This is a genomic window from Vagococcus carniphilus, assembly GCF_014397115.1.
GTDB lineage: Bacteria > Bacillota > Bacilli > Lactobacillales > Vagococcaceae > Vagococcus > Vagococcus carniphilus.
In genome coordinates, this window is record NZ_CP060720.1 from 1,824,228 (window position 1) to 1,838,656 (window position 14,429).

A 14,429-nucleotide genomic window follows, 5' to 3' on the forward strand; every position below is an offset into this window, starting at 1 on the left:
CACTCTATTAAAACAAAAGACGAACCCTGTTCGCCTAATTTTTCCGACTGTTTATTATAACAAAAAAAACGACTGAAAAAAAGTGAAAAGTTTTCAAATTAACACTTTTTTATAAAAAAACTTACTTTTTAAAAATGTCAGCGTATGTTTTCTCTGTTGCGATAACAAAATACTGCCTACCATCCAAAATACTATACGGACTTCCATCAAACTTAGAACTTATTAAACCTAATGGCTCACTTAATGCGATTCCTGCAGCAAAATCCCAAGGAGCTAAATTAGAAATATAAGCATTTTGTTTGCCTCGAATCACGTTTAAGAAATCTAGTCCGGCACATCCTAACATTCTAATACCAACTGCTTTTAATGCAATGTCTTGAGCGTTTAACGTATTTCTAGCAAACATACCACCGTTAACGCCAATTAAACCATCACGCAAGCCAATATTTTCAACAGGTGCAAGTAATTCACCATTTAGGAAGACACCAGTTTCTTTTCCACCATAAGCAAACTCATCTTTAATGACATCATAGATAAAACCTAAGACAGGTTCATTATCCTCAAAAATGCCAATCATGATACAAAAATTCTCTTGTTGCTTAACAAAATTCAACGTGCCATCAATTGGATCAATAATCCAAATACGACCTGATGTACTAGTTAAAGAATCTCCTAAACCTTCTTCTCCTAGAATTAAATCATCAGGATAAGCTTTACGAATTTTTTCAACTAAAAAGAGCTCTGTTTCTTTATCCACATTAGTCACTAAGTCATGTCGATTGCTTTTTTCTTCTACTAAAACAGGTGATTTCAGTTTCTCTTTAACGTCCTCAGCAGCCTCATTTACCCAAGAAACAACTTGATCCATTAATTCCAATCTTGTCATTTAACAAAATCCTTTCTGTTTAACCAGCCAGTTTTTTGAAGCTTGGCTTGTTTCACCACACGGTACAATGAAAAACCAGACAACTCTTCAAACTCATTACCTAATTGTCTTTCTTCGCCAATGCTTTTTACTACTTGTTTAAATTCTTGATAAACAGCTAAAAAGCTTTCTGCATCAACTTTTTTCTCATAAACTTCTTCCAGTTTACTCCACATATTAACCACAATAATTAACTCTTCTGTTGTCCATTCTGGATTCAGTGGGTAACTATAATTTTCTGTCATGTTATCATCCTCAATTTTTCTATCTTCTAAAGTGTATCAAAAAAAAACAGTTTGGTATAGTCTAACAACTATTAAGACGTGAAAAAAGACAAAGATAAAGGAAATCACTCTATCTTTGCCTTCTAAATTGTTGTTATTCTTCTGGCAATTGATCTGGGAAACTGATTGTAAAAGTTGTCCCTACGTTTACTTCACTTTCAACTTTAATCGAGCCGCCGTGTAGTCTAACCAATTGATCCACAATGGATAAACCTAAACCAGATTCACCATATTTTGTATTTTTTCTTGATGGATCTGCCTTGTAGTATCGGTCCCAAACATTTTTCACTTGGTCTTCAGTCATTCCAATTCCAGTGTCTGAAACACTCACAATTGTTTCCATATAACCTCTTGTCACATTCAATCTAATTTGTCCATCTTCAGTAAATTGAATAGCATTGGTGATGATATTAACCATTACCTGAACAAAACGGTCATAATCAGCATAAATTTCAACTTCTTCTGTTGTTTCCAAAATCAGTTCATTATTTTTATCAGCTGCTTTACCACCAAGTTGATCAACTAATGTTTCTAAAATTTCTGTCGCATTTAACTTTTGGACAGCAATGCTAATTTGATTGGTCAAGATTTTCTCATAATCTAGATTTTCATTGACTAAACGAATTAAGCGTCTCGTTTCATTTTGCATTAAGTTAATACATTTATCTTTTTGATTTTCAGGTATCGCATTATAAGCAAGACCTTCAAGTAAGCCATTGATCGTAGTCAACGGTGTTCTCATCTCATGAGCCACATCTGCCATAAAGTTACGACGTCTTTCTTCTTGTCGTTCAATTTCTATGTGAGATTCTTTAAGTGCTCCAGCCATCTGATTAAAATCTTGAGCCAAATCATCAAGCTCGTCATTATTTTTGACTTCCAAATGGACATCAAAATTACCTTCAGCAATTTGAGTGGTTGCTTTACGCATGCGACTAATTCGGTTTACTTGGAATTTCGCTAAAATATAGCTAATAATTAACGCTATAATGGTCGAAATAACAAATCCTTTGAATAAATTCTGCGTTAAAGAACTAACGCTTTTCTCTATATTACTACTTGGTTGCCACACAATTAATGCCCCTTCATACTCTAGCATAGGAGCAGAAAATAAAGGTTGAACAAACATAGCAATAGTCGTTTTTTTATGGTCAAGTGTATTCACAACCGTTTTTTGAATGGAGTTTCCTTTTTTTAATTCTTTTAACTCTTCGTTAGAAATGATGTTCTCTGCACTTTGAACTTCTTTTGACGGTGGATACGTAACAATCCGTCTTTCATCCAATAAATAGAAACCAACATTTTGATTTTTAACAATCGCATGAGCTGTATCAAGGGATTCTTTAATCGACCAATTCTGCTCAGTCATATTATCAATGACGGTTGTCGAGTATCCCTTTAACTGCTTATAAGTTGTTTCCTTAACAGTTGTTTTAGTAATTTGCGTGAAGGCTACACCGAAAATGAAAAGTACAGTCAAAATAATAGCGAAGAACGCAATCATTTGTTGAAGTAAATAACGCATTACTCACCGACTCCAGAGTCATCAAATTTATAACCAACGCCCCAAACTGTCTGAATCACTTGAGGACCAACTTTTTCAATTTTTTGTCTTAATTTTTTAATATGAGCATCAACTGTTCGTTCGTCTCCAAAATATTGATAGTCCCATACTAATTCTAATAATTTCTCTCTTGAGAATACTTGTCTAGGTTTTTTAGCCAACGTTAAAAGTAAATCAAATTCTTTTGGCGTTAGACCTTCAACTAATTGGTCATCTAAATAAGCTTCTCTTGTTTTAGTATTCATCTTGAAATGATCTGTAATCACATCAAATGCTTCATCAATTTCATTTGACACTTTGTCCGTATCATCTGTTAAAACAGCACGACGATGTAAAGCTTTAATTCTTGCAATCAATGTTATTGGGCTAAATGGTTTAGTGACATAGTCATCTGCCCCCATTTCAAGGCCAATTACTTGATCACTTTCTGAATCTCTTGCTGTTAGCATAATAATAGGAACGGTTGTTGAAACTTTTCTGATTTCACGACAAACAGTTACTCCGTCCATCGTTGGTAAGTTAAGATCTAGCGTCACCATATCCCAACTATCTGGGCTAGCTAAAAACTGATCTAATCCATCTTTACCATCGTATTCAAATGTCACATCCCATTCTTCATTTAAGAAAAACATTTTCATCATCTCTGATACTGATTCATTATCCTCGATCATTAGTAATTTCATCTACTGCAACTCCTTCTTCATTATCGTTAAACGTTTCTAATTTTCTTTCAATCAAATAAAAAATTCTAATAATTGGAATGCCAATTAATAAGACTTCCAAAATAAAAAAGTGAATTAAACCAAATTGTTTTAATAAAAACCCTATAATAAAGGTTGGTATACCAATCATTAAAAAAGTACGACTGGCAACTTTCTGCGCATAATCGTAACTTGCTTCACTCATTTTAGCACGCTGGGTTCTATATCCGTACTTGTTGACTCTATTCTTTGATGGAAACACCAAATATAAAAAACCTACAACAGTTAAAACGATACCTACAAAATAAAAAATCATATTATCTACACCAATCTCATTTAATATATCTAGTATACTATTTTTTGATTCAATTCGGAACAATCTTTCGCTTAAAAAGTTTATCCTCTCTTTGATATTTTACATCTTAATAAAAATTTATGAAATTTCCATGAAATTTGATGTGTTATTACTTGATTAATGAAAAACCATATGTTAAATTAAGCGTAGGAATTTTGTTACCATGAAAGTTTATGCCTTTCTTATTACAAGAAACAATCGAGAGGAGAATTTATTATGGTATTTAACAATCAAGCTATTCAATATCGTATTACTTTAGACACTGAGGCAAATATCTTTATTGTCTTTGATGCAAACAATGAAAATATTTCAGCACAAGGTTCTACTATTGAAGAAGCAAAAAACAATTTAAATCAACTAGTTAAGGAGTAATCAACTGTGGAAGATTCCAGCTATTGACGAAGGTATTCAAACATTTAATGTATGGATACCTTTTTGTTATGCAAAAAAACAATATTGAGTGTCACTCAATACTGTCTTTTTTGATTGGCATTAACTTTTTGATACGACAAGGAATAGCTGTATTCATTCCAAATGCAACAAACATCCCTATAAAGCTGTCTAACACTCTTGCTAGAGCATAACTATATGATTGATTATCTGGAATCATGAAAAGAATCGTTAAAAATGTTGCACAAGCTCCTACTGTTCCTTCATAGCAATTCGCAACAGAGAGTAACCAAATCATTAGGGTGATTAATAAGGGGATTGAAAATAACTGAACAAGTCTCCCGTCACCTAACTGATTAAAAATAAAAATAGCTACCACAGAAAACAAAGCACCTGTGATATTTCCCACGACACGATGCCTACCAAACTTCAACGTGTTATACATATCTTCCCTTAACGTAAAAACTGCTGTAATCGAAGAAACAACATAGGTTTCACGATTAAAGATAAAACTGATTAATATACAAATAAAAACACTTAAACCCGTTTTTATTGTACGCATACCAATTTTCAACTTATTTCATTCCTCTTTCCTTTTATCAAATGACATGAAAAAAAGCTTCCTTTTTCAAGAAAACTTTTCACAACTTCTTTCATTTTAAGCTCTTTAGCGCAAAAATGCAAATCGACTCTTATTTTCTCAAGATTTTTTCCATCGATTTTCCTTTAGCTAACTCATCAACTAATTTATCTAGGTATCTTATTTTTTGCATCAAAGGATCTTCAATTTCTTCTACTCGATATCCGCAAATAACACCCTTAATTAAGTTTACATTGGGATTTAACTGAGGTACGTCCTCAAAAAAATCTTTAAAAGAAACTTCATCTAATAATTGTTTCTCTAATCCTTCTTGAGAATACCCTGTTAACCATCTAATGACTTCATCTAACTCTGATTTAGTTCGCTCTTTTTTCTCAATTTTTTTCAAATACAATGGATAGACACTTGCTACAGACATATCAAATATTTTATGATTGGCCATCTTAATCATCCTTCCTTTCTTGAACCTTAACGTTGATTGTATCTCCTATTTCTTTATTCAGTTGATTTCGAATATCTTTTTTAATACCAATAATATAGCAAATATTGCCATCTCTGTCTTTTACTCCCATATTCACAATACTTCCTTCATAGGGAATTCCTTCAAAATCGACTTGAACTTTTACACGACCTTTACCAAACTCTTCGCGGATATCATAGGGAAAAATAATGTACGTCCCTCCCTTGCCAACTTCTGAAGAATAGATTAGCGAATTAAACTGATATATTTTTTCTGACATATATTCACCTTCTCTTTTATATTTAATATATCATATGACGTTAGTTTTCTAAGCCAAAATTGCCTATGAGTGTTTCAATTCTATTTAATAACACCTATAATTGATTCATAAGAGAAAAAGGAGGAGAAGTTGTGTTTAGTCTTATTGGTTTAATGGTTGGTATAGTATTTCTTGGTATATTTTTAAGCACTAAAAAGAAAAAAGGGCTTCGAACTGCCTGTCTATTGCTTGTTTTACTCGTTTTTTGTGGAGCTGCTAAACCTCAGAAAAATTACCTAAAAATTAGTGATGATCAGATGACAACAGATAAAAAAGGATACGTCACGATTAAAGGTAAAACAAATCCTAAAGCAAAACTTAAAATTGATGGTGAAAAAGTAACAACTAAAAAAAATGGTAAATTTACTTTCACGTATCAACTAAAAAAAGAAAAGAAAAAATCTGTTCCTGTCACTTCAAAACATGGGAATAAGAAACTTAAAAAGCAAGTAAAGGTTGAAGCTTCCAAAAAGTATAAAAAAGTATTAGCTAAACAAGAAAAAAAAGCAAAACAAAAGAGGCAAAAGAAATTAGCTACTGAAAAGAAGGCTCGCGAACTAAAAGAAATTCAAACTGCTTTAGCATTAGCTCAAAAAGAGCCAACGAGAGAAAACTTTCAAAAAGCTCAAAAAATAGTAAGTGAGTCGAAACAATCTCAACAAGAAGATGAGGATCAGCTTAAAGAAATAGAAGGAAAAGTTAAAGAAAAAGAGCTTATTAAATCAATTGAAAATTCAATTGTAACAGCGGAAAACTCATTAACTCGAAACGACTACGATACTGCTGTACGAGAAAAACAAAAGTTATCTCATGATAATAACAGCTTTAATCAAAGACTAGAAACTGTTAATCAAAAAATACAGCAAGCTGAAGCTGAAGAAAGAGCGGCAAAAGAACAAGAAGCTGTGCAACAAGTAGAGAACACAGAGATGGTTTTAGTCACACCAACTGGTTCGAAATACCATAATCGTGTGTGTGGACGAGGAAATTACACTGAAGCGACACTTGATACGGCCCTTGCTAGAGGTTTAGAGCCTTGTAGTAAATGTTATTAATAAAAGAGGCTGACCCAAAAGTCTCTTAAAACAAAGCAAGAATTCTAAAATGAGGTTTATCATTTTGGAATTCTTGTTTTTTCTTATTTTTCTGTCTATATCCTTCCTAAATTTACTTAGTTTTCTCAAATTTAGAGCCATAAACGCAAAACCTAACTCCTGTGTTACTTTCTCTTGACCTCTAACCGAGAATCGATTGAACGACAAATTAGCCTTTAGATTTCCAAAGGCTGGTTCTACGTCAATTTTTCTTCGACGGTAAATCGCTCCTGTTACATCATCGCTCAAAAGCTCTCTTGCGTGAGCTTTAAAATATTCCCAGTTACCATTTTTTTGAATGACTCTACTTTTATTACTTTTTGCTCGGGTACACAAAGATCTGACAGGGCAATCTATACATGTTTCACATTCATACATTTTTAACTGTTTTGTAAATCCCTGTTTATCATTGCGAGTAGAGTAATTTCTAAAACTCAGTTCTCTATTGTTAGGACAAGTATAGCTATCTGTTAATTCATTGTATTTCCAATTATTAGTAATGAATGGGTTTTGTTTATATTTTTTGGTCTGTTCTTTTTGATACATAGTGTAGGTGATTAATGGTGTTCTCTCAAAATCATCCAAGATGGCTTGGTAGTTTTCTTCACTTCCATAACCGGCGTCAGCTACAATATAATTAGGTAACTCAAAATAAGATTCTTTGATAGTGGTCAAAAAAGGAATCATCGTTTTAAAATCTGTTGGATTTGAAAAAGTATCATAAGCTAGAACGTATTGATTGTTGGTTGCGATTTGGACATTGTATGCCGGTTTCAGTTGACCATTCATCATATGATCTTCTTTCATTTTCATAAAAGTAGCGTCTATATCTATTTTTGAAAAACTATTTCTCTCTTTAAAAATCTGATATTGTTGCTTATATTTTTTCTTCCTATCACTGAATTCTCGAAAAGCCTTTAAGGCTTTTTTAGGTTCCTTTCTTTGACGACGGAGTTCTTTTCTAAGTGTAACGTCTTCTGTATCATCTATTTGTTCAGTCAACTCAGATACTTTAGTTTCAATAGAATCGGCAATGAGATTCAACTGTTTATCATCCCATTCCTCATCTTCATTATGAATCGACGGAATGATTTTTTCTTTGACTAATTGTTTATAATATATTTTTGATTTTTCTGTTAGAGAATCGTCAAATCTGGTCGTACTCTTTCTCCAAACAAAACTATATTTATTGGCATTAGCTTCCAATTTGGTCCCATCAATAAAAATAGAATCTTCTTCAATCAATTTCTGCGAAACTAATTGATTTCTAAATTGAATAAAACACTCTTGAAGAATTGGCTGAACCAAAGGATTCACTCGAAAACGATTAATGGTTCTGAAGTTAGGAAATTGTGATTGAGTCAACCACCTAGTACGAATACTATCTTTAGTCATCGCTTCAATTTTTCTACCAGAAAAATTAGACTGTGTATATCCACATAAAATAAGTTTCAACATCATTCTTGGATCATAAGACGAGGTTCCCATTTGATGATCAAAAACAGAAAAAACGTAACTTGGAATACTCTCTACTAATTCATTAATCGCGAAAGCGATGTCGTTTTTTTCTAAATAAATTTCTAAATCTAGTGATAATGTAACTTGTTTCATGTTATAATTTTTATACATAAATAGCACTCCCTTTTGATTTGGTTTCGACGCTTTAATTATAAAGGATAGTGCTATTTTTTTCGTCAAAAAAAGGAACAAAATCTAAAAAAAAGATTTTGTTCCTTTTATTTTATTTAAGAGACTTTTGGGTCAGCCTCTTTTTGATTGGTATACTTTTCATAATTTTCTAGCGATTCTTCTAATGACATCTTTGTAACTAATTCACCAATTAACTCATAGGGAATATGCTTGACGTTCGTCATACGAATACAGCTTTTTCCCATATTGAGTTTGGTTGGAACTTGTTTGGCATATTCTTCTTGAAACCACTTAAGTAAAGAGTCTTGTCCCATAATTCCCATATGATATAAAGCAATATGATTTTTTTGAGCAGCAAGAGAAATAAACGGAATTGGTTCATCTTTTCGATTCAAATAACCATTTGGATAAGTTTTCAAAGGTACAACGAAGGAAATCATACCGTATAGAAATTCCTCTTCAAATCCATCTGGCATATTTTCTTTAACAATTTCATACAATTTTCTAAATGGCTCTTTGCGTTTTTCATCAATGGCCTCTAAATAATTCTCTATTTTATCCATTATCAGTTTCCTTTAATTTTGATAGATTAAATATAGCACTTAGCCCTAATATTAGACAAAAGAAAAGAGCTGAAATATAAGTTTTATCCTATATTTCGCTCTTTTCCTAATAATTAGTTAAATAAATTTGAAAAGAAATCTTTAACACTTTGCCATACGCCAGAAATACCTGTTTTAGCTTTTTCTACATTTTCATCTGATAATAAATTATCTTTAAACTCTTTACCATTCTTCATAATATCATCTTTAAAACCAGATAATTGTTTAGTCATCTCAGAGTCAGTCATGGCATCTGTTCCAGTAAAGGAAACCATATTATTAACAATTTCTGTTTTTTGTTCTGGTGTAATAACATCGGTTAAACCATTTTTTTCAATTTGTTTATCTACTACTTTTCCAACTTCTTGTTGTTTATTTTCTTGAGACATCTCATCTAATTTTTTATTCATCTTTTGTAACTCTAGCTGAATATCAGCAAGCATAACTAGTACGTTTTCAGAAGAATAATCTTTTTTATCCTGATTTGCTTCATCGATAGAAGAAACAACTTTCATTTGCTCTTGGGCAACTTCACGTTTTTCATCACGACTTTTTTGATCGTTACCATCTGCTGCTGGGTCTACTTCGTCATAAATTTTGTAAATTCCCGCTAAAGCACCACTTCCATCCATTGTTCTAACACTCGCTATACGAATGTAAGCATCATAGACACCACTGGTAATAGCTGCTGAACGATACATTGCTTCTGTTCTTGCAGTAATATTTTCAGGTGTAACAATTTCAACGTTAACGCCTGTTCCACTTTTGGTTCTAGCAATTAAAGCACTTGAATAAGCTTTTGAATTAGCAGTGAATTCTGGAACATCAGTTACATATTTCACCAAATCATTTCCATCTACAATAAATTGATTGTTTTTAGTAACATCTGTTCCTTTTAATTCAGGCACTTTATCTAAATCTTTCGTTAAGATTTCATTTGTTTTTGCTTTCTCCGATTCATTCAAGCCGTTTCCTAAAGCAATATTTGGAACATCCCAGCCTTCATCCTTGGTCTTCTCATCTGCATAAGAAATAGTTCCCGCTCCTAGCGCTGCAAAAAGTAATGCGCTTAATGATAATAATTTTATTTTTTTCATATTGATAACCTCCGTTAAAATCTAAATCGTCACAGTGACATTGTAACAGTGTTTTTTAATTTGAGCATCCAACTTAAGTAGGGTTTTATAAAATATCAATAAATCTTAGTAAAATATTAATATTTTATCCTCTTCTTTTGTTTTTTTATATTGTGAAGGGGTTACACCAAATACTTTCTTGAAATTTCTCGAAAACGTCAATCGATCTTGAAATCCCATTTTTAATGCGACCTCTTCTACTTTAAGTGGCATACTTATTAATAAATTTCTGGCTGCGACTATCCTCAGTTTAGTATAAAAATCATGAAAGTTCAGATTAAATGCTTCTTTTAGTCGATTATTAATTTTCTTCTCAGAAAAGTTGAGTTTTTTAGCTAATTCATTAATGGTTATCGGCTCACATAAGTATTCCATCAAAAACAGAAAAATTTCGAATGCATCCGATTGAATATCTTCTTGTCCCTTTATTTCTTGACGATAACACTCAGGAGTCTTATTCTCGAGCAACTTAAACTGTTTGTAAAAGGCACTATCTGTTTGGTAGCCACAAATTTTTCCTATTTGGTTAATTGAAAGCTCGTTGAATTGTGTCAAAGCAACTGCATTTCTAATTCGAACTTGATTTAGGAGTTGAGTAAAACTAAATCCCGTTAAATCATACAAGATTTCTTTGACTTCCTCTGGCCCTAAAGAAAAAACATCAGCTACTTGATTAATTGTTAGCTGTTCTTGATGATGAAATTGAATATACTGTAACATCCTTCCACCTAAGTGCTGCTTTTCTTTTTCTTCAATTAATTGATTATAATGGTAATAATAAGCATAAGAAATAAAAGAAATGAGTGAAATATAAAGAGTTTCTAATCCTTTTTTACCTTCATTTATATCAAAGATTGTCTCTTCAAAAATAAAAGCTAACCTTCTTTGAAACCTCTCGTTTAAATGAACCACGGGAATACTATTTTCAAGGGATTGAATAAATTTTAAGTAGTTTTTCTTATTAGTGCTCGTATATAATAACAAGCCAATTGAAAAGCGGATTTTAACAATTTGAATGGATTCTTCCTTTTCAAATATAAATCGGTGAACATGATACGGCATTAACTGAATAAAATCACCTTTTTTAATAGAGACAACTGCCCCATTAATTTCAATCGAACCTAATCCATCACTTACAAAAATATATTCAATTTCATTTCTAAAATGCTCCTTTTCCGTTTTGAAAAGAGTTTCATTCGTCAATGTTAACTCAAATGGTTGATATTTTTCTGAAAAATAATCACCACTTATATAAGGAAAATTATCTGTCATAAGTCTAAGTCCTCTCGATAAAAAATTAGTGATTTGTCTTTTTTTGATACTTATTTTCTTAATTCCTATTCTATACTACATGTGAACTAAAATACAAATCGGAGGTTTTCATATGTCTAAAATTTTTATTCTTGGTGGAACTGGTTTTCTTGGCTACTATACAACAAAAGAATTACTAAAGAATGGGTACGAAGTTAAAACCATGTCACTTCCACCAATGCCAACAAAAGATTTACTACCAGATGGTGTTGAGTGTTCCCTAGGAAATATTAACGAACTCTCAGATGAAGAAATTATTGCTCTATTAAGTGATTGCGACGGCTTTATTTACGCAGCTGGCGCAGATGAAAGAACAGTACCTAAAAAGCCTGCAATGAAATTTTTCTATGAAATGAATGTGGTACCTACACAACGTTTAGCGAGACTTTCCCGCTTAGCTGGTTTGAAAAAATTCGTCATTTTCAATTCTTATTTTGCTGAATTTACAGAGAGATTACCTGAATTTGAGCTTCGAAAACAAGGTTATCCGAATAACCGATTACTTCAAGAACAAGTAGCCTTTGCTGAAGGAGAAGGTGAAATGACTGTTTGTTCGATTCGTTTACCTTACATATTCGGTACAATGCCAGGAAGAGAACCTCTTTGGACCATGTTTGTTGATCAAGCAAGAGGTAAAGACCTTTTCCCTGCACCAGCTGGAGGCACTGCTATGGTAACTGTTGAACAAGTTGCAGAAGCAGCACTTGGCGCTTTAGAAAATGGTAAACATAGAGGAACTTATCCTATTTGTGCTCTAAATATGAGCTACAAAGATTTTTACACAATGATTGTCGAAGCCCTTGGACAATCAGAAACAACTCAAGTACCAGTTCTAACTTATGACCAAATGAAACCCGCTTACGAAGCAATTGATCAAGAAGCAGATGCTAACGGGGTTGAACACGGTATTCATATGGTAGTGAGTGGAAAATTACAATCCATTGATTTATTCATTGACCCAGAAGAAACACGCCATGTTTTAAATATCCAAGAACATGATGTTGTTGAAAGTATTAAAGAAACACTAGAGAGATGTGTTAAGTAAAAATAAATAAAGGAGCAAACAAAAAATATGTTTGCTCCTTTTTAATCTAGCTACTTTCTAAATAATGTACTAACATTTTTTTGCTTTTCATATACTGAATCACCTAATTTAAAATGGTCTTCATCAATTATAGTCAAAGTTTCCTCTTTTCCTTCTATTTCAAGTAAGAAACTATTTGAAGATTCATCATAATTTTTAAGATTTACCATACTTATTCTAGGCTCTGATTTGCCAAATTCTAAATTGGCAAAATTTCCATTGGACATAATTTCAAACCCAAGATCACTATGTGGAATACCCCAAACACCTTTTAAGTCTGCTAATTTTTCTAAAGCAATTCTATCAGGGCTTTTTACAATTTTTCCAGCTTCAAGATCTTTTCTCAACATCTCATTCCATTTCGTAGATATTGAAAGATTTCTTGGTTGACCATCTCTTGGTGTATCCTCATACATATCATTATTTTCATCGATTCCAATCGTCGTTCCAGGTGCCTGTTCAAATCCTTCATAGTGTAGATTTAATGTATAGCGCATTTTAGCTCCATTATCTAAAGTCCCTCCACTATCTAAATTTCTTACTTTTAAATCTAGTGATGCCATGTGTGCCAAAACCCAATTGGAGAATGAAGATTCATCTGTAAATAATACATCAGTTGGGTTACCTTGTACCATCGCTTCTTTAATATCATTATAAGTTTCAGCTTTTTCGGATGTTTCAACAAGCTTATTAACAGCATCATCTGGAGCATCTTGAATTTTATCTTTTCCTAAAATATACGTAATTGTAATACTTCCATCTTTCTCATAAAACAATTTTTCAAAAGAATTTTTTTCTTTCTCATCAGATTGGATAAACTTAAAAGGGTCATCTAAAAAAACTTCATAATAAACATTTTTTAGTGGTTTTAACTCAATCTCATCTTGATTCATTTCATAAGTTCCCTCAGTATAATTAACAAAGTTACTTTTTATTCCTGCTGTAACTAGTTTTTCAACATACTTTTCATTATCAAGAAATGAAAATTCAAAATGGTGTTTTCCCATAGTTCCTTCAAAATTTTTCTCTTTAACGGGTGTACTCTTTTCTTTAATTTCACTTGAGCTTACCTCTGTTTGCTTACTCGCTATTTGACTTTCAGTTGTTTCAACTTGTTTTGATGCTGAGCAAGCTGAAAAAATAATTAAACTACACCCTAAATAAATATATTTCTTTTTCATTAATTAATCGTCCTCTTTTAATCATTAATTTTCAGGTACATCTACTTGTAACCTTTTAACAGAATTATTTTGATCATCATAAAATTCAACATAAATAGATTTCACATCTTCTCGGAACGCGTATGCTGTAGCAATTGTTGTTTTATCATTTTGTTCTAAGCGTTTCTGCGTATTTTTATATTCCTCATGATAAGGATCTGTCTCTTGTGATAAAACTCTTGTTGGTAATCCACTAAATTTCTTTCCTGGTTCTTCAGTAACCACATCTAGATATCTTAATGATCCGTGATTAGCTGAATTAAAGATTTCATCACTCGTATTTTCAACAGAATATCTTAAAATAAAGATTTTTTCTGTTTTTGTTCCTCTTTTCCAAGTATTAAACTCTTGCCCCACTATTTGAACTTTAGAAATCGGTGTCGTTAAAGTTTTTGTATCTTCATCATAGCTAACTTCTGACATATTATCTGTTGCTTCTAACTTATCAACATTTTCTGAACTAGCATTATTTCTTGAAGAACTATCCGAAGTACTACTTACAGATGAGTTTTTAGATGATGACTCGCTACTTTTAGGTGCAGATTTACTTGTTGTTTCTTTAGTTGAACTACTTATTTGCTCTTCAGTGCTCACACTAGATTGACTGCTATTTTCTTCCTTTTTAGTTGCACATCCTCCTAGAGTAGTGACTGCTATTAATGCTAAACTAAATAACTTAATCCTTTTCATAACACAATTTCTCCTTTTTAATGTTTAACTTCTAATTCCATAT

At 32.1% G+C, this 14,429-nt stretch carries 17 protein-coding genes; 3 read left to right on the plus strand and 14 right to left on the minus strand.

All coding sequences use genetic code 11. The features are described 5' to 3' along the window. Positions 1-121: 121 nt before the first annotated feature. The 5 genes from H9L18_RS08915 to H9L18_RS08935 form a co-directional block, all read right to left on the minus strand. Positions 122-886: an inositol monophosphatase family protein gene (locus H9L18_RS08915; RefSeq protein ID WP_126795511.1), complete on the minus strand. Its 765-nt coding sequence runs from the start codon at positions 884-886 to the stop codon at positions 122-124. Beyond that, positions 883-1,170, minus strand: coding sequence for a UPF0223 family protein (locus H9L18_RS08920; RefSeq protein ID WP_126795509.1), 288 nt, complete (start codon positions 1,168-1,170; stop codon positions 883-885). Before H9L18_RS08920 ends, H9L18_RS08915 begins: the two co-directional genes overlap by 4 nt. Before the next feature lie 133 nt (positions 1,171-1,303). Then, on the minus strand, positions 1,304-2,734 hold the full coding sequence (locus H9L18_RS08925) for a sensor histidine kinase (protein ID WP_126795507.1): 1,431 nt from the start codon (positions 2,732-2,734) through the stop codon (positions 1,304-1,306). Then, positions 2,734-3,456, minus strand: coding sequence for a response regulator transcription factor (locus tag H9L18_RS08930; RefSeq protein ID WP_126795505.1), 723 nt, complete (start codon positions 3,454-3,456; stop codon positions 2,734-2,736). Before H9L18_RS08930 ends, H9L18_RS08925 begins: the two co-directional genes overlap by 1 nt. Further along, a complete protein-coding gene (locus tag H9L18_RS08935; protein WP_126795503.1) occupies positions 3,431-3,790 on the minus strand; it encodes an SdpI family protein in 360 nt (119 codons plus the stop codon). The genes H9L18_RS08930 and H9L18_RS08935 overlap by 26 nt, the downstream gene beginning before the upstream one ends. Positions 3,791-4,045: 255 nt before the next feature. Between H9L18_RS08935 and H9L18_RS08940 the strand changes: the two genes are divergently transcribed. Then, positions 4,046-4,201 carry a hypothetical protein gene (locus H9L18_RS08940; protein ID WP_185847518.1) on the plus strand — a complete coding sequence of 52 codons (156 nt, stop codon included), beginning with the start codon at positions 4,046-4,048 and terminating at the stop codon, positions 4,199-4,201. 91 nt (positions 4,202-4,292) lie between these two features. Here the strand turns inward: H9L18_RS08940 and H9L18_RS08945 are convergent, their stop codons facing one another. The 3 genes from H9L18_RS08945 to H9L18_RS08955 form a co-directional block, all read right to left on the minus strand. Beyond that, entirely contained in the window at positions 4,293-4,781 is a 489-nt protein-coding gene (locus H9L18_RS08945; protein ID WP_185847524.1) for an FUSC family protein, read from the minus strand. Positions 4,782-4,911: 130 nt separating this feature from the next. Next, complete coding sequence (locus H9L18_RS08950) at positions 4,912-5,262, minus strand: DUF2200 domain-containing protein (protein WP_126795500.1); 351 nt, start codon at positions 5,260-5,262, stop codon at positions 4,912-4,914. Position 5,263: 1 nt separating this feature from the next. After that, on the minus strand, positions 5,264-5,560 hold the full coding sequence (locus H9L18_RS08955; RefSeq protein WP_126795498.1) for a DUF1905 domain-containing protein: 297 nt from the start codon (positions 5,558-5,560) through the stop codon (positions 5,264-5,266). A 131-nt stretch (positions 5,561-5,691) separates the two neighbouring features. On the opposite strand from H9L18_RS08955, the gene H9L18_RS08960 reads away from it, so the two are divergent. Beyond that, positions 5,692-6,654, plus strand: coding sequence for a hypothetical protein (locus tag H9L18_RS08960; RefSeq protein ID WP_126795496.1), 963 nt, complete (start codon positions 5,692-5,694; stop codon positions 6,652-6,654). Here the strand turns inward: H9L18_RS08960 and H9L18_RS08965 are convergent. From H9L18_RS08965 to H9L18_RS08980, 4 genes are all read right to left on the minus strand, one after another. After that, a complete protein-coding gene (locus H9L18_RS08965; RefSeq protein ID WP_187559336.1) occupies positions 6,628-8,322 on the minus strand; it encodes an IS1182 family transposase in 1,695 nt (564 codons plus the stop codon). The two genes, H9L18_RS08960 and H9L18_RS08965, sit on opposite strands and share 27 nt — an antisense overlap. Positions 8,323-8,438: 116 nt before the next feature. Further along, positions 8,439-8,906 (minus strand): DUF1801 domain-containing protein, encoded by a 468-nt coding sequence (locus tag H9L18_RS08970; protein WP_126794934.1) that lies wholly within the window; start codon positions 8,904-8,906, stop codon positions 8,439-8,441. Positions 8,907-9,019: 113 nt separating this feature from the next. Beyond that, entirely contained in the window at positions 9,020-10,042 is a 1,023-nt protein-coding gene (locus H9L18_RS08975) for a DUF1002 domain-containing protein (RefSeq protein ID WP_126794932.1), read from the minus strand. Positions 10,043-10,147: 105 nt separating this feature from the next. Further along, complete coding sequence (locus tag H9L18_RS08980) at positions 10,148-11,353, minus strand: helix-turn-helix domain-containing protein (RefSeq protein ID WP_126794930.1); 1,206 nt, start codon at positions 11,351-11,353, stop codon at positions 10,148-10,150. Positions 11,354-11,465: 112 nt separating this feature from the next. Here H9L18_RS08980 and H9L18_RS08985 point away from each other — a divergent pair, with 112 nt between their 5' ends. Next, positions 11,466-12,437, plus strand: a complete 972-nt coding sequence (locus H9L18_RS08985) for an NAD-dependent epimerase/dehydratase family protein (protein ID WP_126794928.1) — start codon at positions 11,466-11,468, stop codon at positions 12,435-12,437. Between the two features lie 50 nt (positions 12,438-12,487). On the opposite strand, the gene H9L18_RS08990 is transcribed toward H9L18_RS08985, so the two are convergent. Further along, a complete protein-coding gene (locus H9L18_RS08990; RefSeq protein WP_126794926.1) occupies positions 12,488-13,657 on the minus strand; it encodes a hypothetical protein in 1,170 nt (389 codons plus the stop codon). Between the two features lie 24 nt (positions 13,658-13,681). Then, positions 13,682-14,386, minus strand: a complete 705-nt coding sequence (locus H9L18_RS08995) for a DUF5067 domain-containing protein (RefSeq protein ID WP_126794924.1) — start codon at positions 14,384-14,386, stop codon at positions 13,682-13,684. Positions 14,387-14,429 lie beyond the last annotated feature (43 nt).

What these genes read in the sequence shown, in the direction of transcription:
- H9L18_RS08915 (WP_126795511.1), bottom strand. Translation starts at nt 886, where the DNA reads ATGACAAGATTGGAATTAATGGATCAAGTTGTTTCTTGGGTAAATGAG.
- H9L18_RS08920 (WP_126795509.1), bottom strand. Translation starts at nt 1,170, where the DNA reads ATGACAGAAAATTATAGTTACCCACTGAATCCAGAATGGACAACAGAA.
- H9L18_RS08925 (WP_126795507.1), bottom strand. Translation starts at nt 2,734, where the DNA reads ATGCGTTATTTACTTCAACAAATGATTGCGTTCTTCGCTATTATTTTG.
- H9L18_RS08930 (WP_126795505.1), bottom strand. Translation starts at nt 3,456, where the DNA reads ATGAAATTACTAATGATCGAGGATAATGAATCAGTATCAGAGATGATG.
- H9L18_RS08935 (WP_126795503.1), bottom strand. Translation starts at nt 3,790, where the DNA reads ATGATTTTTTATTTTGTAGGTATCGTTTTAACTGTTGTAGGTTTTTTA.
- H9L18_RS08940 (WP_185847518.1), top strand. Translation starts at nt 4,046, where the DNA reads ATGGTATTTAACAATCAAGCTATTCAATATCGTATTACTTTAGACACT.
- H9L18_RS08945 (WP_185847524.1), bottom strand. Translation starts at nt 4,781, where the DNA reads ATGCGTACAATAAAAACGGGTTTAAGTGTTTTTATTTGTATATTAATC.
- H9L18_RS08950 (WP_126795500.1), bottom strand. Translation starts at nt 5,262, where the DNA reads ATGGCCAATCATAAAATATTTGATATGTCTGTAGCAAGTGTCTATCCA.
- H9L18_RS08955 (WP_126795498.1), bottom strand. Translation starts at nt 5,560, where the DNA reads ATGTCAGAAAAAATATATCAGTTTAATTCGCTAATCTATTCTTCAGAA.
- H9L18_RS08965 (WP_187559336.1), bottom strand. Translation starts at nt 8,322, where the DNA reads ATGTATAAAAATTATAACATGAAACAAGTTACATTATCACTAGATTTA.
- H9L18_RS08970 (WP_126794934.1), bottom strand. Translation starts at nt 8,906, where the DNA reads ATGGATAAAATAGAGAATTATTTAGAGGCCATTGATGAAAAACGCAAA.
- H9L18_RS08975 (WP_126794932.1), bottom strand. Translation starts at nt 10,042, where the DNA reads ATGAAAAAAATAAAATTATTATCATTAAGCGCATTACTTTTTGCAGCG.
- H9L18_RS08980 (WP_126794930.1), bottom strand. Translation starts at nt 11,353, where the DNA reads ATGACAGATAATTTTCCTTATATAAGTGGTGATTATTTTTCAGAAAAA.
- H9L18_RS08985 (WP_126794928.1), top strand. Translation starts at nt 11,466, where the DNA reads ATGTCTAAAATTTTTATTCTTGGTGGAACTGGTTTTCTTGGCTACTAT.
- H9L18_RS08990 (WP_126794926.1), bottom strand. Translation starts at nt 13,657, where the DNA reads ATGAAAAAGAAATATATTTATTTAGGGTGTAGTTTAATTATTTTTTCA.
- H9L18_RS08995 (WP_126794924.1), bottom strand. Translation starts at nt 14,386, where the DNA reads ATGAAAAGGATTAAGTTATTTAGTTTAGCATTAATAGCAGTCACTACT.